Source organism: Wenzhouxiangella psychrophila, from assembly GCF_042310375.1.
In the GTDB taxonomy this organism is placed as follows: Bacteria; Pseudomonadota; Gammaproteobacteria; order Xanthomonadales; family Wenzhouxiangellaceae; genus Wenzhouxiangella.
In genome coordinates this window covers 255,346-275,041 of the sequence record NZ_JBHJMQ010000003.1, presented here as the reverse complement: position 1 = coordinate 275,041, position 19,696 = coordinate 255,346, and the positions used below count along the sequence as shown (strand labels likewise).

Annotated in this window: 19 protein-coding genes and 1 tRNA gene; 11 read left to right on the top strand and 9 right to left on the bottom strand. The window is 64.7% G+C overall.

What is annotated here, in order from left to right:
• Window positions 1–21: 21 nt before the first annotated feature.
• From ACDC66_RS05965 to nfi, 5 genes are read left to right on the top strand one after another with little or no spacing between them, the layout of a single operon-like run.
• Window positions 22–768, top strand: coding sequence for an SGNH/GDSL hydrolase family protein (locus ACDC66_RS05965; RefSeq protein WP_376695771.1), 747 nt, complete (start codon window positions 22–24; stop codon window positions 766–768).
• A gap of 46 nt (window positions 769–814) precedes the next feature.
• Window positions 815–1,807 (top strand): amidoligase family protein, encoded by a 993-nt coding sequence (locus tag ACDC66_RS05960; RefSeq protein WP_376695770.1) that lies wholly within the window; start codon window positions 815–817, stop codon window positions 1,805–1,807.
• Window positions 1,804–2,589 carry a gamma-glutamyl-gamma-aminobutyrate hydrolase family protein gene (locus ACDC66_RS05955; protein WP_376695769.1) on the top strand — a complete coding sequence of 262 codons (786 nt, stop codon included), beginning with the start codon at window positions 1,804–1,806 and terminating at the stop codon, window positions 2,587–2,589. The genes ACDC66_RS05960 and ACDC66_RS05955 overlap by 4 nt, the downstream gene beginning before the upstream one ends.
• On the top strand, window positions 2,586–5,138 hold the full coding sequence (gene glnE / locus ACDC66_RS05950) for a bifunctional [glutamate--ammonia ligase]-adenylyl-L-tyrosine phosphorylase/[glutamate--ammonia-ligase] adenylyltransferase (RefSeq protein ID WP_376695768.1): 2,553 nt from the start codon (window positions 2,586–2,588) through the stop codon (window positions 5,136–5,138). The genes ACDC66_RS05955 and glnE overlap by 4 nt, the downstream gene beginning before the upstream one ends.
• Window positions 5,139–5,804, top strand: a complete 666-nt coding sequence (gene nfi, locus ACDC66_RS05945; RefSeq protein WP_376695767.1) for a deoxyribonuclease V — start codon at window positions 5,139–5,141, stop codon at window positions 5,802–5,804.
• Here the strand turns inward: nfi and gcvH are convergent.
• Window positions 5,777–6,166: a glycine cleavage system protein GcvH gene (gene gcvH / locus ACDC66_RS05940; RefSeq protein WP_376695766.1), complete on the bottom strand. Its 390-nt coding sequence runs from the start codon at window positions 6,164–6,166 to the stop codon at window positions 5,777–5,779. The genes nfi and gcvH overlap by 28 nt on opposite strands.
• 70 nt (window positions 6,167–6,236) lie before the next feature.
• The gene (locus tag ACDC66_RS05935) at window positions 6,237–6,662 is read right to left on the bottom strand and encodes a MerC domain-containing protein (protein ID WP_376695765.1); all 426 of its coding nucleotides are present in this window, start codon (window positions 6,660–6,662) and stop codon (window positions 6,237–6,239) included.
• Window positions 6,663–6,767: 105 nt separating this feature from the next.
• On the opposite strand from ACDC66_RS05935, the gene mnmC reads away from it, so the two are divergent.
• Window positions 6,768–8,627, top strand: coding sequence for a bifunctional tRNA (5-methylaminomethyl-2-thiouridine)(34)-methyltransferase MnmD/FAD-dependent 5-carboxymethylaminomethyl-2-thiouridine(34) oxidoreductase MnmC (gene mnmC / locus ACDC66_RS05930; RefSeq protein WP_376695764.1), 1,860 nt, complete (start codon window positions 6,768–6,770; stop codon window positions 8,625–8,627).
• A gap of 2 nt (window positions 8,628–8,629) precedes the next feature.
• On the opposite strand, the gene ACDC66_RS05925 is transcribed toward mnmC, so the two are convergent.
• Together ACDC66_RS05925 and ACDC66_RS05920 are read right to left on the bottom strand one after the other, a co-directional pair.
• Window positions 8,630–9,181 carry a lipocalin family protein gene (locus tag ACDC66_RS05925; protein ID WP_376695763.1) on the bottom strand — a complete coding sequence of 184 codons (552 nt, stop codon included), beginning with the start codon at window positions 9,179–9,181 and terminating at the stop codon, window positions 8,630–8,632.
• A 73-nt stretch (window positions 9,182–9,254) separates the two neighbouring features.
• Window positions 9,255–9,330, bottom strand: a tRNA-Thr gene (locus tag ACDC66_RS05920).
• A gap of 198 nt (window positions 9,331–9,528) precedes the next feature.
• On the opposite strand from ACDC66_RS05920, the gene ACDC66_RS05915 reads away from it, so the two are divergent.
• The 4 genes from ACDC66_RS05915 to ACDC66_RS05900 are packed head-to-tail and all read left to right on the top strand — an operon-like array spanning window position 9,529 to window position 12,460.
• Window positions 9,529–10,002 carry a YbaN family protein gene (locus tag ACDC66_RS05915; RefSeq protein ID WP_376695762.1) on the top strand — a complete coding sequence of 158 codons (474 nt, stop codon included), beginning with the start codon at window positions 9,529–9,531 and terminating at the stop codon, window positions 10,000–10,002.
• The gene (locus tag ACDC66_RS05910; RefSeq protein WP_376695761.1) at window positions 9,984–11,189 is read left to right on the top strand and encodes an NnrS family protein; all 1,206 of its coding nucleotides are present in this window, start codon (window positions 9,984–9,986) and stop codon (window positions 11,187–11,189) included. Before ACDC66_RS05915 ends, ACDC66_RS05910 begins: the two co-directional genes overlap by 19 nt.
• A 10-nt stretch (window positions 11,190–11,199) precedes the next feature.
• The gene (locus tag ACDC66_RS05905; protein ID WP_376695760.1) at window positions 11,200–11,643 is read left to right on the top strand and encodes an Rrf2 family transcriptional regulator; all 444 of its coding nucleotides are present in this window, start codon (window positions 11,200–11,202) and stop codon (window positions 11,641–11,643) included.
• A 25-nt stretch (window positions 11,644–11,668) separates the two neighbouring features.
• Window positions 11,669–12,460: a TatD family hydrolase gene (locus ACDC66_RS05900; protein WP_376695759.1), complete on the top strand. Its 792-nt coding sequence runs from the start codon at window positions 11,669–11,671 to the stop codon at window positions 12,458–12,460.
• Between the two features lie 136 nt (window positions 12,461–12,596).
• On the opposite strand, the gene ACDC66_RS05895 is transcribed toward ACDC66_RS05900, so the two are convergent.
• From ACDC66_RS05895 to polA, 5 genes are all read right to left on the bottom strand, one after another.
• A complete protein-coding gene (locus tag ACDC66_RS05895) occupies window positions 12,597–13,724 on the bottom strand; it encodes an acyl-CoA desaturase (protein ID WP_376695758.1) in 1,128 nt (375 codons plus the stop codon).
• Window positions 13,725–13,789: 65 nt separating this feature from the next.
• Window positions 13,790–14,167: a DUF4870 domain-containing protein gene (locus tag ACDC66_RS05890; RefSeq protein ID WP_376695757.1), complete on the bottom strand. Its 378-nt coding sequence runs from the start codon at window positions 14,165–14,167 to the stop codon at window positions 13,790–13,792.
• Window positions 14,168–14,203: 36 nt separating this feature from the next.
• Window positions 14,204–14,611: an ExbD/TolR family protein gene (locus ACDC66_RS05885; RefSeq protein WP_376695756.1), complete on the bottom strand. Its 408-nt coding sequence runs from the start codon at window positions 14,609–14,611 to the stop codon at window positions 14,204–14,206.
• A gap of 78 nt (window positions 14,612–14,689) precedes the next feature.
• Window positions 14,690–16,048 (bottom strand): bifunctional UDP-N-acetylglucosamine diphosphorylase/glucosamine-1-phosphate N-acetyltransferase GlmU, encoded by a 1,359-nt coding sequence (gene glmU, locus ACDC66_RS05880; RefSeq protein WP_376695755.1) that lies wholly within the window; start codon window positions 16,046–16,048, stop codon window positions 14,690–14,692.
• Between the two features lie 456 nt (window positions 16,049–16,504).
• Window positions 16,505–19,192 carry a DNA polymerase I gene (polA, locus tag ACDC66_RS05875; RefSeq protein WP_376695754.1) on the bottom strand — a complete coding sequence of 896 codons (2,688 nt, stop codon included), beginning with the start codon at window positions 19,190–19,192 and terminating at the stop codon, window positions 16,505–16,507.
• Between the two features lie 91 nt (window positions 19,193–19,283).
• Between polA and ACDC66_RS05870 the strand changes: the two genes are divergently transcribed.
• Window positions 19,284–19,688 (top strand): DUF2782 domain-containing protein, encoded by a 405-nt coding sequence (locus tag ACDC66_RS05870; protein ID WP_376695753.1) that lies wholly within the window; start codon window positions 19,284–19,286, stop codon window positions 19,686–19,688.
• Window positions 19,689–19,696: the final 8 nt, after the last annotated feature.

The window sequence follows — 19,696 nt, the reverse complement described above, 5'->3', positions numbered from 1 at the left end:
TCCCCCGCGCGCTCCGGATCCTTGAGCTCGCTCAGCCGGATCATCTTGCTCCAGGCGGCGGCCACAATGGCGCTGGCGGCCGCGCCGGTGTTCTGGTTTCAGGGCCGGAGCGTTCGCCGGCGAACGCCCCGGCTGGATGAGGCCAACGGCGAACGCTCGGGAATCCTGGCCGGGTCCGCCCCGGCCTACCGGATCATTGGCCTGGGAGAATCCCCGATGGCCGCCGTCGGCCTGGCGAAACAGTCACAGGGTGTCATCCCGCAGCTTGCTACTGAATTGGCTGCTGCATCGGGACAGCGGGTCACGTGGCAAACGGCCGCGCAAAGCGGCGCCACCGCCCGATTCACCACTGAAAACCTGCTGAGGCGGGTCGATACGGACCCGACGGATCTTGTGGTCATCGGCCTGGGCGTCAATGACACGCTGGCCCTGAGTTCGGCGAAGCGCTGGGAGCAGGACCTGCAGCAACTCCTCGATGCCATTCGCCGCCGACTCGACCCGAAGCGGATCATCGTGACCGGCGTACCGCCGATGCAGCATTTCCCGGCATTGCCGTTTCCGCTTTCGGCGATGCTGGGATTACGCGCCGCCCTGCTCGACTCGGTACTGCAATGTCTGACTGAACACGACGCCGACCTGCTGCACGCACCCATGCGTTTCACCGATCGGCCCGACGGCATGTTCTGTTCGGACGGCTTTCATCCCAATGCCACCGCGCACAAAACATGGGCGCGGCAACTGGCGAAACTGCTCGATGTAAAACCGTAGCCGGGCGTTCGGTATCCTGTGTGCTGCGACAATTGACAGTGGCGACATGAGCGACACCGCGCGTTTCCAGCCCCCACCCCGTTCAGACAATCCAGACGGTTCGACCCGTCGCGTCGGCATCGAGATCGAGATGGCCGGCTTGCGCCCGGAGCAGGTCGCCGAGGCGGTCACCGACTGCATCGGCGGCAGCGTCGAAGTCGACAGCGCTTTCCTGACGCGAATCCGCGACACGGAATTCGGAGACTTTCAGGTCGAACTCGACGCTGATCTGCTCAAGAGTCGGCAGTATCAGGATTTGCTGGCCGAGCTCGGCATCGATATCGGCGAAGGCGACGAACGCGAACAGATCGAGGCGCTGATCTCGCGCGTGGCCGGCCTGGTCGTTCCGCTGGAACTGGTCGCCCCACCCGTGCCCTGGACCCGACTCGAGGCACTCGACGGTATCCGCGAGCGACTCCATCGCGCAGGCGCGCGCGGCACGCAATCCTCGCCGTTTTACGCCTTCGGCATGCAGCTCAACATCGAGGCGGCGAGCCTGCAGGCCGACTACCTGCTGTCGATCATCCGCGCCTTCCTGCTCAGCTACGACAAGCTGATCGAAGCCGAGCGCGTCGACCTGTCGCGGCGGATTACCCCTTACGTCCAGCCGTTTCCCGAGGAGTACCTGGCGCACGTCCTTCAGGCCGACTATACGCCGGGACTCGACGAGTTGATCGACGACTACCTGCACCTGACGCCGACGCGAAACCGGCCGCTCGATATGCTGCCGATGTTCGCCTTTCTCGACGAGAATCGAGTCATGAGTGCGCCGGTGGAAACCCATTTGATCAAGGCCCGGCCGGCCTTCCACTACCGCCTGCCCAATTGCCTGATCGACCAGCCCGACTGGTCGCTTGCCACGGCCTGGAACCGCTGGATTGAAATCGAACGCCTGGCCGACGACGGCGAGCGGTTGGAGCGCAAACGCGCGCAACGGCTGTCCAGTTCCAGCCCCTTGCGCCGCTGGCTCTCCCAGGCCTGGCGCAAGCTGCGTCGATGACCCGCCGACCGGTGATCGGCATCACCGGCCCGGACCGGGGCGGGCTGGCGGCGTGGTGGTTCTCGGCGCTGGCCGTCAGGCGCGCCGGCGGCCGGCCTGTTCGCATCTGTCCCCGCCGACCCGCGGAAATCAGGCAGCTCGACGGTCTCATCCTCGGCGGCGGCGCGGACGTCAGCCCGGGACTTTATGGACAGCAGCACCAGCCGCGGTCCCGGCACATGACCGACCAAAGCGCCCGGGGCTGGCGTCGCCTCCTTGGAATAGTCCTGTTCCCACTGGTCGCCGGCCTTCGACGATTGCTCACAACCAAGCACGGCGGGCCCGACCAGGCCCGCGACGAGCTCGAGTACGACCTGATCAGACAAGCGCGCGAGAAAGGATTGCCGATGCTCGGCATCTGCCGCGGCATGCAGTTGATCAACGTCGCGCTCGGCGGCAGCCTGCACCAGCACCTGGTCGGCTTCTACGACGAGTATCCGGCCGTCCGTTCCGTACTGCCCCGCAAGCAAGTGGAAATCGAGTCCGGGACCCATATCGCCGAACTGCTCGGAGATGGCCCATGCTGGGTCAATGCACTGCACTCCCAGGCGATCGATCGGCTCGCCGACGACCTGGTGGTCGGTGCCGTCGAGGCCAACGGCATCATCCAGGCCGCCGAACGCCGCAACGCGCCATGGCTGTTGGGGGTACAGTGGCATCCCGAGTACCTGCCCCAGCGAAAACGGCAGCAGGCCCTGTTCCACGCCCTGGTGGAAGCAGCCCGCCTGGACATGACTTCATGAGACGAAAGCTGCAATCAATCGATTCGGAACTGCTTCGCTCGCATTGCCGCTTCGCGGCCGAGGCCTGGCGGCGATTTGAACAGGCGCCCGGTCCGTCCGAAGCGGTCAAAGCCCCCGATTCCGAAGCCATGGCCGATGAACCGGAAAGGGCGCTGCGCCGTTTCCGCCAGCTTCAGTCGATTCATATTCTCTGGCGCGATCTCTCCGGCGAGGCCGACATCGCTCAAACGGGTCGAGCACTGTCCGCCCTGGCGCGGGAGTGCATCGAAATGGCCCTGTCAGCCGCCGAACGGCATGTGTCCGAGCGTCACGGCTGGCTCGAGGACGAGCATGGACAGCAAGAGCGGCTGATCGTGTTCGGTCTGGGCAAGCTCGGCGGCGACGAACTCAATTTCAATTCCGACATCGACCTGGTCTTCGCCCATGACGCGAAAGGCCGAAGCAGCGGCCCCAGACGCGTCGACGCGGCCGACTGGATGAAGCGGGTCGCGCGCGAACTGATCCGGCTGCTCGATACCGTCGACGAAAACGGCCGGGCCTGGATCGTCGATGCGCGTCTTCGTCCATTCGGCGAGTCCGGCGCCCTGGTCTGGTCGCTTCCCGCCATGGAGCAGTATTTCCTCAGCGAGGGCCGCACCTGGGAGCGCTATGCCTGGCTCAAGGCCGCGCCGGTGGCCGGCGACCTGGCGGCCGGCCGGAGGCTCATCGAGGCCCTGCAACCATTCGTATTCCGGCGCTACCTCGACTACGGCATCTTCGAGAGCCTGCGTGAGCTGCACCGGCGAATCGATGCCAATGCCCGCGCCCGCAGCGATCGCAAGGACATCAAGCGCGGCCGTGGCGGCATTCGCGAGCTCGAGTTTCTGGTGCAAAGCCTGCAGATCCTGCGCGGTGGCCGCGAGCGGCGATTGCGACAGACGGGCTTTTTGCCCGCCCTCGAAGCCTGTGCCGACCTTGGCCTGATCCCCGCCGAAGAGGCGGATGAACTGCGCAGTGCTTACGGATTCCTGCGCATTCTCGAAAACCGCCTTCAGGCCATGACCGCCCGCCAGGGCCATGAACTGCCGACCGATCCCGAAGACCGGCAGCGACTGGCCGAGCTGATGGATTTCGACGACTGGAGCGCGTTGAGCGAAAGCCTCACGGCCCAGCGTCAAACCGTAACCCGTCATTTCAGCGAGCGCTTCCGCGACCCGGACGCGGATTCGGCCGAACCGAGCGCTTTGTGGCCACCCGGCGACGACATCGTCGAGCGCCTGCGCGAGGCCGGCTTCCGGCAGCCCGAGGACGCAGCCGAACACCTCGAGCGCAGCCACGCCGAGCTCACACGGCGTGCCCTCAGCGCGGAGGGGCGGGAGCGGCTCGAACGATTGATGCCGGGACTGATCGAATCGGTCGGCCGCCAGCAGACACCGGATACCGGCCTGGCCGACCTGCTCCGACTGATCGACCAGATCTCGCGCCGGTCGGCATACCTGGCCTTGTTGCGAGAGCGCCCGGAAACGCTGGAGCGCCTCGTGCGGGTCTTCCACCTGAGCCAGCGCGTGGCCGAATGGATCATTGCCTCGCCGCAGCTGCTCGACGATCTGCTCGACCCGATCAACGGCCTGGAGCTGCCGGCCGCACCCACGCCCGACCCGAACGACAAGGAAGCCAGCCTCTGGGCCCTGTCGCGCTGGCGCCAGGCGGGTTTTCTGCGCACCGCCCTGGCCGAACTCGACGATCGGCTGGACGCCGTCGACGCCGGCCGACAGCTGAGCTTCATGGCCGACACCATCGTCGATCGGGCGCTCGCGCTGACCGGCGGGGGTGACTCGGATCTCGCGGTGATCGGCTACGGCAACCTCGGCGCGGGTCAGCTGCACTTCGAATCCGACCTGGACCTGGTGTTCCTGCATCGCGCCGGTGAAGCACCCCGCCGCATCGTCCAGCGCCTCGTGAGTGCGCTGCAGGTGCCCCTACCCGGCGGGAGACTGTTCGAGATCGACACGCGGCTGCGTCCCAACGGGCGCGCCGGCATGCTGGTCTCGACGCTGGACAGCTTTGACGACTACCAGCGCAACAAGGCCTGGACCTGGGAACACCAGGCCCTGATCCGGGCACGGTGGATCGCCGGGGATCCGGCGCTCGAAGAGGCGTTCGACGGCATCCGCAAGCAGGTGCTTACACAGCGCCGCGACGCGGACAGCGTGACGGCGGACCTTGCCGAAATGCGCCGCCGCCAGCGTCGGGAAAGACGCGAATCACCCGTCAAGCGAGCGTTGACCGACCTGCAATTCCTGGCCGAACTCGGTGTACTCACGCAGGCCGCTGACCACCCGGAGCTGGTCGACCATCGTGACACCGGCGCACAACTGGATGCGCTGGCCCGGACACAATGGATCGACGATGAGCAAGCGCAGGAACTGGCCGAAGCCTGGCGGCAACTGCTTCAGGCCCGGCACCTGGACTGGCTGCGGCGCGAGCCGGCCTCCTTCGACGCAAAAAGCGTGCACGCGATGATCGATGAGGCCTGGGCTGCCCGGTTCGGGCAGGCCCGGGACGAGTAGTTGCGATCGCGGATCGACGCCAAGGCATTGATGGAGCGCCAGCGAGGGCTGGCAAAGCAGGTCATCGAACGCGACGACCTGCGACTCCCGCCCGGTCTGGTGGCCGGCGTGGACGCCGCTTTTCCCGACCAGGGCCGCACGACGCGGGCGGCGGCCGTACTCATGCGCTTCCCGGATCTGGAGCCGGTGGAGGAGGTCGTCCACGAACAGGCCACCGAACTGCCCTACATTCCCGGGCTGCTTTCATTCCGCGAGCTGCCGGCGATCCTCGGCGCACTGGATCGCCTGTCGCTGCCGCCTGATCTGGTGTTGTGCGATGGACAGGGCCGCGCCCATCCACGCCGCTTCGGCATCGCCTGCCACCTGGGCGTAATAACCGGCCTGGCCACCATCGGAGTCGGCAAGAGCCGCTTGTGCGGCCGGCACGAGGAGCCGGGGCCCGAGAAAGGGGATGCGGTGGACCTGCTGGATGAAGATGAACTGATCGGCCGGGTGCTGCGCTCACGCCGACGGGTGCGGCCGGTCTACATCTCGGTCGGCCATCGCGTCAGCCTGCAAACGGCTGTCGAACTGGTGCTGGCCTGCACGCCGAAATACCGGCTGCCGGAACCGGTCCGCCTCGCCGATCGCCTTGCCGGTCAGTCTTCGGCCAGGTGTTCGCGGTAGCTGTCGGCGTCCATCAGGTCGTCGAGCTCGCCGGTATCGTCGAGCTTGACCGAGAACAGCCAGCCGTCGCCGTAGGGATCGTTGTTGACGATTTCGGGCGTATCGGCCAGGGCTTCATTGACCACGACCACTTCGCCGGTAACGGGGCAGTAAATGTCGGAGGCCGCCTTCACGGATTCGACCACGGCGCAGGCATCGCCCCGACCGAAGGTTTCGCCTTCCTCGGGCAGTTCGACGAACACCAGGTCACCCAGTTGTTCCTGGGCATGGTCACTGATACCCACCTTGACCACACCCTCTTCTTCCTGGCTGACCCACTCGTGGCTTTCCGCGTAACGCAGATCGGAAGGAATGTCGCTCATGAAGCCGTCCAATGAGAATTTGCGAAGATTCTATCAGCAAACCCGGGGCCTGCCGAGATGGAGTCGCCGGTTATCGGACCGGCCGCATACATGCAATGCGCCGGCGACGCAGGTTGAGCCAGTGGCCCACGATCAGCATCACGCCGCCGATGGACGTCACTCCCGAGGCCGCCAGCGGCGACAGCACGGTCGCTTCGAGCACGGCTGCGGCCAGGACAAGCCCGAGGCCGACCAGGCCGGTCAGCAATACAGCGATGCTTTGATGAGACCGATACCCCATCCAGAACGCGGCTGCGCCCAGCGGCAGGATCACTGCGAGCAGCAGAAAGTGGAACAGATCACTGCCGAAGATTCCCAGAGAGAGCATGGGTGCCAGCACGATCACCAGGCTGAGCAGCAGGCACTGCAACAGGCAGACCGCGGACACGCAGATACCTGCCCGGTCGAGCAGGCTGGCTCGCTTGATCCGCTCCGGTGACTTGAAGACTGCGGCCATGGTTCAGGGCTGGTTCGTCGGCGTGAAAGCGTATGATATAACATTTGAGGCTCGCCGTCACGGGGCCCGAGTGTCTTAAAATGTCGGCTTTCTCCGGCTACGTCGATGACCGATTTCATCCTCCCCCCGCTGCAACCGGCGAAGGTCGACTGGCAGGGCGATACGCCATTTGCCGACGACTACGGCGATAGCTACTTCATGCCCGGGCATGGTCTGGAGGAGAGCCGGGCTGTATTCATCGAGGCCAGCGACCTTCACGAACGATTTGCTGCGCTGCCCGACGACGGCGTCTTCGTCATTGGTGAAACGGGCTTCGGAACCGGGCTGAACGCCCTGCTGGCGGCCGACTGCTTCACGCGACACGCCCCGGCCACGGCCCGGTTGCATTTCTTTTCCGCCGAGTGCCGCCCGCTCAAGCGCGAGGATCTCGAACGCGCGCTGTTGCACTGGCCCGAACTGGCCGGGCCGGGACGGGCGCTACTCGCCGCCTGGCCGCCGCCGGCACCCGGTTTTCATCGGATCCGCCTGAGCGAAAGCGTCGAACTGACCCTGATGTTCGGTGACGCCGCCGCGCTCTGGCCGGCCGGGCCCGACCGGGTGGACGCCTGGTTCCTCGACGGCTTCGCGCCGTCGCGCAACCCGGATCTCTGGAGCGACGATTTGCTCGAGACGGTAGCCGCGCACTCCCGACCCGGAACGACCGTCGCGACATTCACCGCCGCCGGGTCGGTTCGGCGCGGTCTCTCGGCCGCGGGATTTGCCATCGAGCGCCGCCGGGGATTTGGCGACAAGCGCCACCGCCTCACCGCCTGCATGCCGGGAAAATGGCAGCCGCAGCGGGTCCGGCGCGGCGATGCCGTCGTCGTCGGTGCGGGCCTGGCCGGCTGCACCAGCGCCCGGGCGCTGGCCGAACGCGGCTGGCGGGTCCGGGTGGTCGACCCCGCGCTCGCCCGGCATGCGCCGCCCGAGCTTTCTGCCGTTCTCTATGCCACGGCCAGCCACCACCTCAACGCCCAGAATCGTTTCTATCTCGGTGCCCTCCTGCACGCACAACGCTGGCTCGAGCGCCTGGGCTTTCCGCGTGATGAATCCGACGGCCGGCTCGAGGGCGTAATCCAGCACCTGGTCGACCCACGCGTGGCCGAGAAGACCAGACTGGCGATGCAAACCGGTGCCTGGCCGCGGGCGCTGCTCTCTGCGGAGGCCCAGGGCCGGGTGCGGCTCGAGGGCGCCGGGAGCCTGAAGCCGGGCCGCTGGTGCCGATTCCTGCTCGATCACCCGAGTATCACGGCAGACGCCGATCGCGTCAGTTCAATCGGCGGCGGTAGCTCGGCCGAGCTGAAAATGGAATCAGGCTCGATGCTCGAGGCTGACATGGCCGTTCTGTGCACCGCCGGCGCCACCAGCCATTTCAAGGGGCTGGACTGGTTGCCCCTGCGCCAGGTACGCGGCCAGGTCACTTTCTGCCGCGCGACGGAAGCAAGCCGTCACTGGCGGCAATCGCACTGCCACAGCGGGTACCTCACCCCGGCTTTTGATGGCACTCACTGCGTCGGCGCCACCTTTGATCGCCAGCGCCAGTCTCCGGTCATCGACCCCGTCGATAACGAGCGTAATCTGGCCGAACTGGAAAGCAATATCCCGGAACTCTGGCGGGCGCTCGGCGGCGAAGAGATCGACGTCGTCGGTCAGCATGCCGGTGTGCGCTGCCAGTCGCCCGATACCCTGCCGCTGGTCGGCCCCTGCCCGGATGCAGGGCGCAATCCGCATACGCTCGACCGGAGCGTGTGGCTGAACATTGCCCACGGTTCGAAGGGACTGACCCACACGCCGCTTTGCGCCGATGTCATCGCGGATCACGCCTCCGGCCTTCCGGCACCCATCGATTCAGCCGTCATGGCTTCGCTCGCACCCGAGCGGTTCATCGAGCGCTGGCGCCGTCGCGATCCCGACTGGACGCCCTGACATCACTGGAACCCCGGCTTTCCGACCTGATCCGGGCGTTGCGGCACCTTCTCGAGACGGGAGGCATCGAATCCGCGCGCCTCGAGCATGTCGAGCAAGGCCGCGTAACGCTCATCGGAAAGCTCGGGCTCGCGCGCCATGATCCAGGCATACTCCCGCGAGGGATGTCCCACCACGGTCCACTGATAGTCGTCATCGAGTCCGACGATGTAATAACCGAAGCGGATCGGCCAGTAGAACCGGACTTTCCACTCGGCGTTGGTCTCGGTGTCGACCACCCAGGCCACGCCGGACATCTCCTCTTCGGGCGCGTCGAAGCTGCCGTCACGGTAGCGATAAATGTCATCCATTCGGCCGTCCTCGCGCATGCGGTAAATCGCACGCCCGGCGACATTGCCTCGCTCGCCGAAATAGGGAATGTTGGCGATCACGTACCACTGCCCCATGTAGCGCTCGAGGTCGACTTCCTCGACCGTCTCCAGCGGCGGCCCGCCGCGCATCATGGCGCAACCCGACAGCGCCAGCAGCGCGATCGTACCGAGGAAATATCTCATTGCAATGCTCCGTTCCACGAATGCCGCGAAACGTAGCGCCTGGACTGTGAAGGAAGCTTCAGGGGAAGGGAGATGGTGCCGGCTGAGGGAGTCGAACCCCCGACCCTCTGATTACAAATCAGATGCTCTACCTACTGAGCTAAACCGGCAACAAGGTTCAATGAACTGCTACCAATGACCCGGAAATCAATTCTAATCGTTCCGGTGGTGCGGTTTTCAAGCGCAGCTTGAAAGGAGCGCCGCCGGAACACCAAAGCAGCTCTACCTACTGAGCTAAACCGGCAACGCGACATATTCTAAACAATCCAGCCGCTCAAATCCGGAATATCAACTGTACAGGCGCGTTCATGAAGAAGTATACTAAATACATGATTAGTGCGCCTGAAACGGAAAATGGCTCGACGTGGGGGCTACGTCCACCCGGCCGTCGCCTGGTTTACCTCGCACTTGCCTACGGCTGCGTGGGGCTGGGCGCCGTCGGCGCCGTGTTGCCGGTGATGCCCACCACGCCGTTCCTGCTGGTCGCGCTCTGGGCGGCTGCCCGCTCGTCACCTCGGCTGCGCTTCAGGCTGTATCGGCATCCGCGATACGGACCGGGCCTGCGGGCCTGGCATCGTCAAGGGGCGGTACCTGTACGCGCCAAGCAGGCTGCCTGCCTGCTGATGGTCGCCAGCCTTCTGTTGTTGTGGCTGATCGGCGCAGCGCCCTTCGTCCTGTCGATGGTGGGGCTGTTCTTCGTCGCCGTGGCCGGCTTCATTCTCACTCGACCGACTCACCTCACACCCTCTGCCGAGCCTCGACCATGCAACCCGAATCGATAGCCGTCTCCACCCCGGCCGGCTCGGCACTCTGGGACTGCCCGTTCCGCCCCTTCTTCCTGGCCGCAGCGTCCTACGCCGTTCTGTCGCTGGCGGGCTGGCTGGGCGTATTGTTGCTGGGCTGGCCACTGGCGGGAGATTATGCGCCGATGCAGTGGCACAGCCACGAGATGCTGTTCGGCATGGTCGCGGCGGCAATCGCCGGCTTCCTGCTCACGGCCATGTGCAACTGGACCGGCGCGACCCCGCTGTCGGGATCAGGACTGCAGATGCTGTTCGGCCTGTGGCTGGCCGGCCGGATCGGCATGTGGCTGTCGAACTGGCTGCCACTCGAACTGGTCGCAGTGATCGATCTGAGTTTTCTCGCCGCGGTTGCCGTATACGCCGGGCGGGTAATCATCGGTTCGGGAAGTTATCGGAACCTGCCACTCGTCGCTGTCGTCAGCGTCCTGTGGCTGACCAACCTGCTGTGTCACGCCGGGGTGTGGAGCGGCGACACCGGGTTGGTGCGCCGTGCCGAACTCGGCACCCTGCTGCTGATCGTCATGCTTATCGTCATCATCGGCGGCCGGATCATCCCGGCATTCACCCGCAACTGGCTGTTGCGCCGTCAAGAGGATCCCCAGCCAGTGAAAACCCGGGCCTGGGTCGAGGTCAGCAGCGTCACCAGCGTTGCCCTGCTGGCCCTGCTTCTGCTGGCCGGCGCACCCTCGCTGGTTACCGCAAGCATGGCGGCCCTGGCCGGATTGGCCAATGTAGTCAGGCTGCTGGGTTGGCGCGGCTGGCGTGCGCGCCGGGATCCGCTGGTGTGGATCCTGCACATCGGCTACGCCTGGGTGCCGCTGGGCCTGCTGCTGATGGCGATGTCCTATGGTTCCCTCGATGTCACCGCCACCGCCTGGCAGCATGCGCTGGGCCCCGGCGCCATGGCGGTGATGATTTTAGGCGTCATGACTCGCGTTGCGCTCGGCCATACCGGGCGTTCGCTGGCGCTTCCGCGGGGTGCCGTGGTCAGCTATGCCCTGATTCTCGTCGCGGCCTTCGTACGCCTGGCCACGGCACTCGACTGGATGCCCTGGAAGCTGGGAATCCTGACCACGACCCTCGCCTGGACGGGCGCCTTTCTGGTCTTTCTGTGGGTTTGCCTGCCGATCCTGGTACGCCCGCGCGTCGACGGCCGACCCGGATGAGCCTGCCCGCATGCGCCTGACCCATCACGCCGACCTGGCCTTGCGCGTACTCATGCATCTGGCGCTGAGCGGAGAACGCCGGGTGACCATCCGCGAAATCTCCGATGCCTTTGGCATCTCGCGAAATCACCTCATGAAGGTCGCCCACAAGCTTGCCGGGCTAGGCTACGTCGAGTCGACCCGCGGCAGCGGCGGCGGCCTGCGGCTGGGCCAGCCGGCAGGTTCCATCGGCATCGGCCGCGTCGTGCGCGACATGGAGCCGGATTTCGGCTTGGTCGAGTGCTTCCGTCCCGAGAACCGCTGCATCATCACGCCGGCCTGCGCCCTGCCCGCCATGCTCGACGAAGCGCTGCGCGCCTTCCTGGCCGTGCTCGACCAGTACACGCTTGCCGACCTGGTCACGCCGAAGACCGCCCCGGCAATGGCGCGCATCCTGAGGATTCCGCGCGACTGATCCGAAGGCGGTACAATCCCGCGCCATGAAATGGATCGACATCGGCTGCAATCTCACGCACGACTCCTTTGACCAGGACCGCGAGACCGTTATCGAAACCGCCCGCGAGGCGGGCGTAGAGCAGATGGTGGTCACCGGGGCGACGGAGGCCGGCAGCATCCAGGCGAGCGCGTTGGCCGATGACTGGCCGACCGTCCTGTACGCCACGGCTGGCGTGCATCCGCACCACGCCGAAGAGGTCTCCGGGGAAACGCTCAGCGTGCTGGCCGACCTGCACCGGTCAGACAAGGTGGTTGCCGTCGGCGAGTGCGGGCTGGACTACTTTCGCGATTTCTCGCCGCGGCCCGCGCAGCGAAGAGCGTTCGAGAAACAGCTCGAGCTGGCCGTCGACTGCGGCAAACCGGTGTTCCTGCACCAGCGCGACGCCCACGACGATTTCGTGGCCGTCTTTCGGGAGTTCCGTCCGCACCTGGCCGGGGCGGTGGTGCATTGCTTTACCGATACGCGCGAGGCCATGCTCGAGTACCTCGAAATGGATTGCCACATCGGCATTACGGGCTGGATCTGCGACGAGCGGCGCGGCTTTCACCTCAAGGAGTTCGTGCACGAGATTCCGGCCGATCGCCTGATGCTCGAGACCGATGCGCCCTACCTCAAGCCGCGCAACATGAAACCCAAGATCAAGACCCGCCGCAACGAACCGCAGTGGCTACCCTGGATCGCCGGCACCGTCGCCGCCTGCCGCGGCGTCACGCCAGACCAGCTGGCCGAGGAGACCACTGCCACTGCACGGCGCTTCTTTCGACTGACCGACTAACGAAAAGACCTCGTCCACCGGGGATGTAACCCCGATGTGCAGGCCCTGCCCCCGCACCCCTCGTTTTGATCATTCGAACATTCGCATTTCGAATTTGTTTCGAATTTGGTGCTTGGGATTTGGTGCTTATTCGGCGCTACGCCGCAGTGGCGGCCTGGCGCAGCGTGGCCAGGCGGCGGGCCTGCATTTTGAGGCGGTATTCGAGTTCGCGGTAGCGGGTCGACAGCTCGGTGCGGCGCCACTTGTCGCGCAGCGCGGCCTTGCCGGCCGTGACGCGATCGGCCTGGACGGCCTGCCACTGTGCCACCGTTTCCTTGAACTGCTGGTATTCGCAATCGAGCGTCTCGGCCCAGCTCCTCGCCGAAGGATCACCGGCGAGTCGCTCCTGCAGTTCCTTGAACTGCACCTGCAGGCGGGCACGGCGAATCTTGAAGCGCGGCGTGCGTCGCAGCTCGAACGCCAGCCCCATCCAGGAAGCCGCGGCGATCAACCACTTGCCCGGATCGAACTGCCACCAGCTGATGCCGTTGCGGTAGTCGGCCTGAAAGGCGTGGTGAAAGTTGTGATAACCCTCGCCCCAGGTCAAAAGCGCAACGAAGCCGCTGTCGCGTGCCGTGTTGTCGAGGTTGTGCTTGCGCTTACCCAGGGTGTGGGCGAGCGAATTGATGAAGAAGGTGCAGTGCTGGGAAAACGCCAGTCGGAAAGCGCCGGCCAGCAATACCATGCCGATGATGTCACCGACCATCCAGCCGGCCAGCAGCGGCAGGCCCAGGTTCATGGTCCAGGTCAGCGGCCAGTACCAGCGGTGCTGCCACTTCACGATCGGGTCGCGCTCGAGGTCGCGCACCTGGTCGAAGTCGATTTCGCTGGTCGGCCACTTGCGCAGCATCCAGCCCATGTGGGCGTGCCAGAAACCAGTCTTGATCGAGTGCGGATCGCGCTCGACATCGTCGACATGGCGGTGATGCACGCGATGACGAGCCGCCCAGATCAAGACGGAGTTCTGCAGCGACTGCGCACCGAAGATGGCGAAAAACAGCCTCAGGGGCCATGCCGCCTTGTAGGTACGGTGCGACCACAGGCGATGGTAGCCAGCGGTTATGGACAGGCCGCTGAGCACCCAGAAGATGCCGGCGAACAGCCAGGCCCAGCCGCTGAAGCCATAAAGGAAGAACCACACCGGTGCGGCGACGAAGCCGAGCAAGGTGATGGCAATGAAGAAGGTCAGGTTTTCGTAGACCAGGCGGGGTTTCTGTTGAGGCATGGGCGGTACGTTTTCCTCACGCTGGCGCCGGCCGCCCGGAATCCGGGCGAGCGGCGTTGACGTGTTTATTTAAAGAACTTGATAGACAGCGGATATGGCCAGACTTCGCCGTCGGAAGCCTTGACGCCGCCGATGATCGGGAACACCAGGCTCACGAGAGCCAGCGCCATCATCAGGAAGACGCCAACGACAACGACCATCAGGATCATGCTGATGACGGCGTAGATGACCGCGCTGATCATCCAGTTGAACACGACGTGTCCGTGCGGCACCAGCCCGGGCAGCTCATCCTTCTTGAGCAAGTAGATGACGATGGGCACGATCAGGCCGGCCAGCGGAACCACCAGGCCCGACAGCATCGACAGATGCAGGATCATGGCCCAGGTTCGGGTGTCCTTGTCGTCCGCGGTCACATTGGACTCCGGGGAGTATTCTTCGTTCATCTGGGGCTCCTCTCTGGTCTGCGGGCTGTCGCACCGCTACTGGCTTTCAGTGGCTACAGAAATATTGCTGATCCCGACCACGTTGGCCGAATCCAGCACCTGTACCAGGGCGTTGGTGTTCGCATCCGGATGGGCGGCCACGATCAGCGGAGACTGCGGGCTCTGAGCATACTCGCGCTCGAGGTTGGCCCGCAGTGCATCCGGCTCGACACGGCGCTTGTTGACCGTGATGATGCTGGTCTGGTCGATGCGCACGACGATGGGAAGGTTTTCATCTTCCTGCACGGTTTTTTGCTCGCTCTCCGACGGACGGGAAATATCCAGCCCCTGCTCGCGGACGAACGAGGTGGTCACGATGAAGAAGATCAACATGATGAACACGATGTCGAGCATCGGTGTGATGTTGATCTCGGCTTCTTCCTCTTGACGATGGCGTTTACGCATTTTGAACGGAAATCTCTGGTGAAAACTTTAAGGGGACGAGAATACCGCAGGCGCGGCCCTCTCGCCAACTCTGAGCGACTATTTTTTATCCTTGGCCACTGGCCGCTTCCAGCCCGGAATGCTGCGCTGGCGTGCCCGGGCCAGGGTCAATTGCCCGGCTGGCGCGTCTCCGGAAATGACGCTACCGGCACCGATGGTGGCACCCTCGCCGACTGAGACCGGTGCAACCAGCGAAGAGTTCGAGCCGATAAAGGCGCCCTCACCGATCACCGTACGGTGCTTGTTGGCTCCGTCGTAGTTGCAGGTAATGGTCCCGGCGCCGATATTGGCGCCCTCGCCGACTTCGGCGTCGCCGATATAGCTCAGGTGCGAGGCCTTGGCGCCGGCCGCCAGCTTCGCCTTCTTCGTCTCGACGAAGTTGCCGACCTTCACGCCCTCGGCCAGTTCCGTACCCGCCCGCAGCCGGGCGAAGGGCCCGACCGCGCAGGCGCCGGTGGTGCGAACGCCCTCGAGCACGCTCATCGGCTCGAGGCGGGTGCCGGCCGCCAGGTCGCAATCGCGGACGACGCAGCCCGGCCCGATCACCACATCATCGCCAAAGCGGTTGCGCCCCTCGAGTACCACGTTGACATCGATCATTACGTCGCGCCCGCACTCTACGGGACCGCGCACCTGGACGGAATCGGGATCGAGCAAGGTGACACCGGCGGCCAGAAGCGTCTTTCGGGCCCGCGACTGGAATTCGCGCTCCAGGGCGGCGAGCTGTGCGCGGTCGTTGGCGCCCGACAGCTCCCCGGCGTCGTCTGCGACCACGGCATCCACCTCTTGCTCCTGCTCGGCGGCAATACCGATGCAATCGGTCAGGTAGTACTCGCCCTGAGCGTTGTCATCGCCGACCCGTTCGAGCCAGGCCGAGAGATCCTGAGCGGCGGCGCACAGGACACCGCTGTTGACCTCGTCGATGCGTTTCTCGTCGGCGCTCGCATCCTTTTCCTCGCGGATGGCCGTCACTCGGCCCTCGCGACGGACGATCCGGCCATAGCCGGCAGGATTCTCGGGAACGAAACTGAGCACGGCCAGGCCGGCCCGGCTCTCGAGCAGGCCGGCCAGGGTTTCGGCGCGAATCAGGGGCATATCGCCGGGCAGAACCAGCACGCGGGAATTTGGATCAACACCGGGCAGTGCCTGGGCCACGGCGTGCCCGGTTCCGCGGCGCTCGTGCTGCATCACCCATTCAATATCCTCGCCGCCAATGGCGTTGCGAACCTGGTCGGCCCCGAACCCGATAACGATCCGAATGGCCGCAGGCTCGAGCTTTCGTGCCACATCCACCAGGTGCGCCAGCATCGGTCGCCCGCCCACCGGCTGCAACACCTTGGGCCGGGCCGAATTCATCCGCTTGCCCTCGCCCGCGGCGAGAATGATTACTTCCAGCATTGAAAAACCACTACCCCTAGAAACCTGCCGGCCAGTATATCGCTCGAAGCGGAGTTAGGAGTTCGGGGTTTCAGGTTTCATTTCAGGGAAAAGCGTACGCGGTCGGTGAAATCGTCGGAGGGCGTGGCGAGAGCGCTGCTGTCGGTGACCGCCGGAACGCAGGAACCGGAGTGTATGTGCGAATACATGAGGATTCCGAGTACCGCCGGGCGCCGACAGCAGGGCTCTCGGCGCGTCATCCGGCGATTTCGGAATAAAGAAGGCCCCGGGCGAGGGAGGACCCGGGGCCTGTAGTCGGATCCGGTTTGGGGACTGTAACCGAATCCTGCTGGTCCGCCTAGGGAGGGAAGCGGACCACACCATGCGCATGGTAAATACTGAGACCGGCGCTGTTGAGCAAAAGTTCCAGAAATTCGCCCAAATTTTAAAAATTTTTTTCCTTTGTAATTCAGTCAGTTAGTGGGCAGTTTCCCAATCTGGCCCGCTATTGGCTTCGACCAGGAGCTCGACTTTCAGTTCCGCCGCCCGCTGCATGCGCTCGACGACCCCCTCCCGGACGGACTCCAGCGCGTCCTTGTCGACCTCCAGGATCAGTTCGTCGTGGACCTGCATGACCAGCTTCGCCGGCACGTCTTCAGCCTGGATCCAGGCATCGACGTCGATCATGGCGCGCTTGATGATGTCGGCCGCCGTGCCCTGCATGGGCGCGTTGATGGCGGCCCGCTCGGCCGCCTGCCGGCGCTGGCCGTTGCGCGAGTTGATCTCGTCGGCCCACAGGCGGCGACCGAACAAGGTCTCGACATAGCCCTGCTTGCGCGCACGCTCCCGGATATCGTCCATGAAATCCCGCACACCGGTGTAGCGGTCGAAATAGCGGTCGATATAGTCCTGCGCTTCGCTCCGGGGCAGCTCGAGCTGGCGCGACAGGCCCCAGGCGCTCATGCCGTACATCAGACCGAAGTTGATCGCCTTGGCCGCGCGGCGCTGGTTGTCGCTGACCTCGTCGATGCTCAGCCCGAAGACCTCTGCGGCGGTGGCCCGGTGAATGTCCTCGCGATCGGCAAAAGCCTTGAGCAGGCGCTCGTCGCCGGAGAGATGGGCCATGATCCGCAGCTCGACTTGCGAGTAGTCCGCCGCCAGCAGAACAGCGCCCTCCGGTGCGATGAAGGCCTTTCGAATCTTGCGGCCCTCGGGGGTGCGAATGGGAATGTTCTGGAGATTGGGGTCGGTCGAAGACAGTCGGCCGGTGGCTGCAACGGCCTGGTGATAGTGCGTGTGAATGCGCCCGGTACGGGGATGAATCCGCTCCGGCAAGCGGTCGGTGTAGGTGTTCTTGAGCTTGGCCAGGCCGCGGTGCTCGAGAATCAGCTTGGGCAGCTCATGGCCCTCGATCGCCAGCTCCTGCAACACGTCCTCGGCCGTTGACGGCTGCCCTTTGGGGGTCTTGCGCTTGACCGGCAGGCCCAGCTGATCGAAAAGGATCTCCTGCAACTGCTTGGGCGAACCCAGATTGAACGCCTGGCCGGCCTCTTCATAAGCGGTCTCGACCAGCTCCTCGAGCCGCTTGTGGATCTCGCGGCTCTGTTCGGCAAGCACCTCGGCGTCCAGGGCCACGCCGGTGCGCTCCATGCGCGCGAGCACCCGAATCAGCGGGATTTCCAGCTCGCGGTAGATGTGCCTGGGTCCCTCCAGCCTTTCGAGCCGGGGCCAGAGATGCTGGTGTAGCGCCAAGGTGACCTCTGCGTCCTCGCCGGCGTAGTCGGCCGCGGTGGCCACCGGCACCTGGTCGAAGCTCACCTGGCTCTTGCCCTTGCCGGCAACCGCTTCGTAGGAAGTCGTCTGTCGGCCGAGATAGCGCGAGGCCAGGGAGTCCATGTCGTGGCGCGTGGCCGTGGAATGAAACGTGTAGGACTCGAGCATGGTGTCGTGACGAATCCCGCGCAGCGCGATCCCCGCACGCTCGAGCACATTGAGGTCGTACTTGAAATGCTGACCGACCTTGGGCCGGCCCTCGTCCTCGATGATGCCGCGCAAGGCGTCGATGGCTTCGTCGAATGTGAACTCGTTGTCCTGGTCGACATGCGCCAGTGGCAGGTACCAGGCCTTGCCGGCCTCGACGGCAAAGGAAAATCCGACCAGGTCGGCGTCCAGCGGCTCCAGGCTGGTGGTCTCGGTATCGAAGGCGATCAGCTCCGCGGATTCCAGCTCCTCCACGAGGGCCTCGAGCTGCCTTTTCGTGGTCACGGTCTCGACCTCCAGCTCGCCGTTGGAAGAAGAAGGGCCGTCGCCCTCCCCCTCGCTGTACTGCTTCAGCCAGGTCGAGAAGCCGAAGCGCTTGAGCAACCCGACCATGCGTTCACGATCGGGTTCACCCCGCCCGAGCATCTCGAGCCCGCCCTCCAGGTCAACCGATTCGTCCAGCGTGACCAGTTCACGCGAAAGCTTGAGCTGGTCCAGCCCGCCACGCAGGTTCTCGCCGATCTTGCCGCCGATCTCGTCGGCGTGTTCGATCACGCCATCAAGGTCACCATATTCTTTCAACCACTTCGCCGCCGTCTTCGGCCCCACCTTCTCGATGCCTGGGATGTTGTCCGAAGTATCGCCGGTCAGCGCCAGCAGGTCGGCGACCAGCTCCGGGCCGACACCGAATTTCTCCTCCACGGCCGCGGGATCGTAGCGCTTGTCCTGCATGGTGTCCTCGAGCACCACGCCGTCGGTGACCAGTTGCGCCAGGTCCTTGTCGCCGGAGGAAATCAATACCGGCATACCCGCCTCCCGCGCCTGGCGGGTGAGCGTTGCGATCACGTCGTCGGCCTCGACGCCCTCGATCACCAGCCGGGGCAGCCCCATGGAGTCGATCAATTCATGCAGCGGCGCGATCTGCGACTTCAGCTCATCGGGCATGGGCGGGCGCGTGGCCTTGTACTCGGCGTAGGTATCGTGCCGGAAGGTCTTGCCCGGCGCATCGAAGACCACGGCCACATGATCGGGGTCGTAGTGCTCGAGCATACGGCGCACCATGTTGGCCACACCGAAGATCGCGCCGGTGGGCTGGCCGTCCCCACTGGTCAGGCTGGGCAGGGCGTGAAACGCCCGGTAGAGGTAGGACGAGCCATCGACCAGGCACAGGGGCTTTTTGGACATGCTGACAGACATTCGCTTTGATCAGTGGCCCATGATAAAAGAACCGGAATGGGATACCCGGACCGCCGATCATCATGATCGGAATCAAAAAGTGAATCCGGGGTCTCTGTTAAACTTTTCCAACGTCATCGAAGAGGCCGTCACCATGCGATTCATCCTGATTTCCCTGATGCTGTTGATGGCCTGGCCGGCCCTGGCCCAGGATGACCCGCCGTCAGAGGACGCGCCTCCGCCACCGCCGATTCGCGAACCCCTGCCGCCGAAGGTGCAGGACCCCGACGAGCAGATTCAACCGCAAGTCGTGATCAGGCGCGAAGACGATCGCATTATCGAGGAATACAGCTCGGGCGGACAGGTCTATATGGTGAAGGTCACCCCGATCGACGGCGGCCCCTCCTACTACCTGATCGATGAAGACGGCGACGGCGAACTCGAAAGCCGCCACGAGCATATGGAGCCGGTGAAGCCCGCGTACTGGAAGATCGCCGAATGGTGATTCTCTGG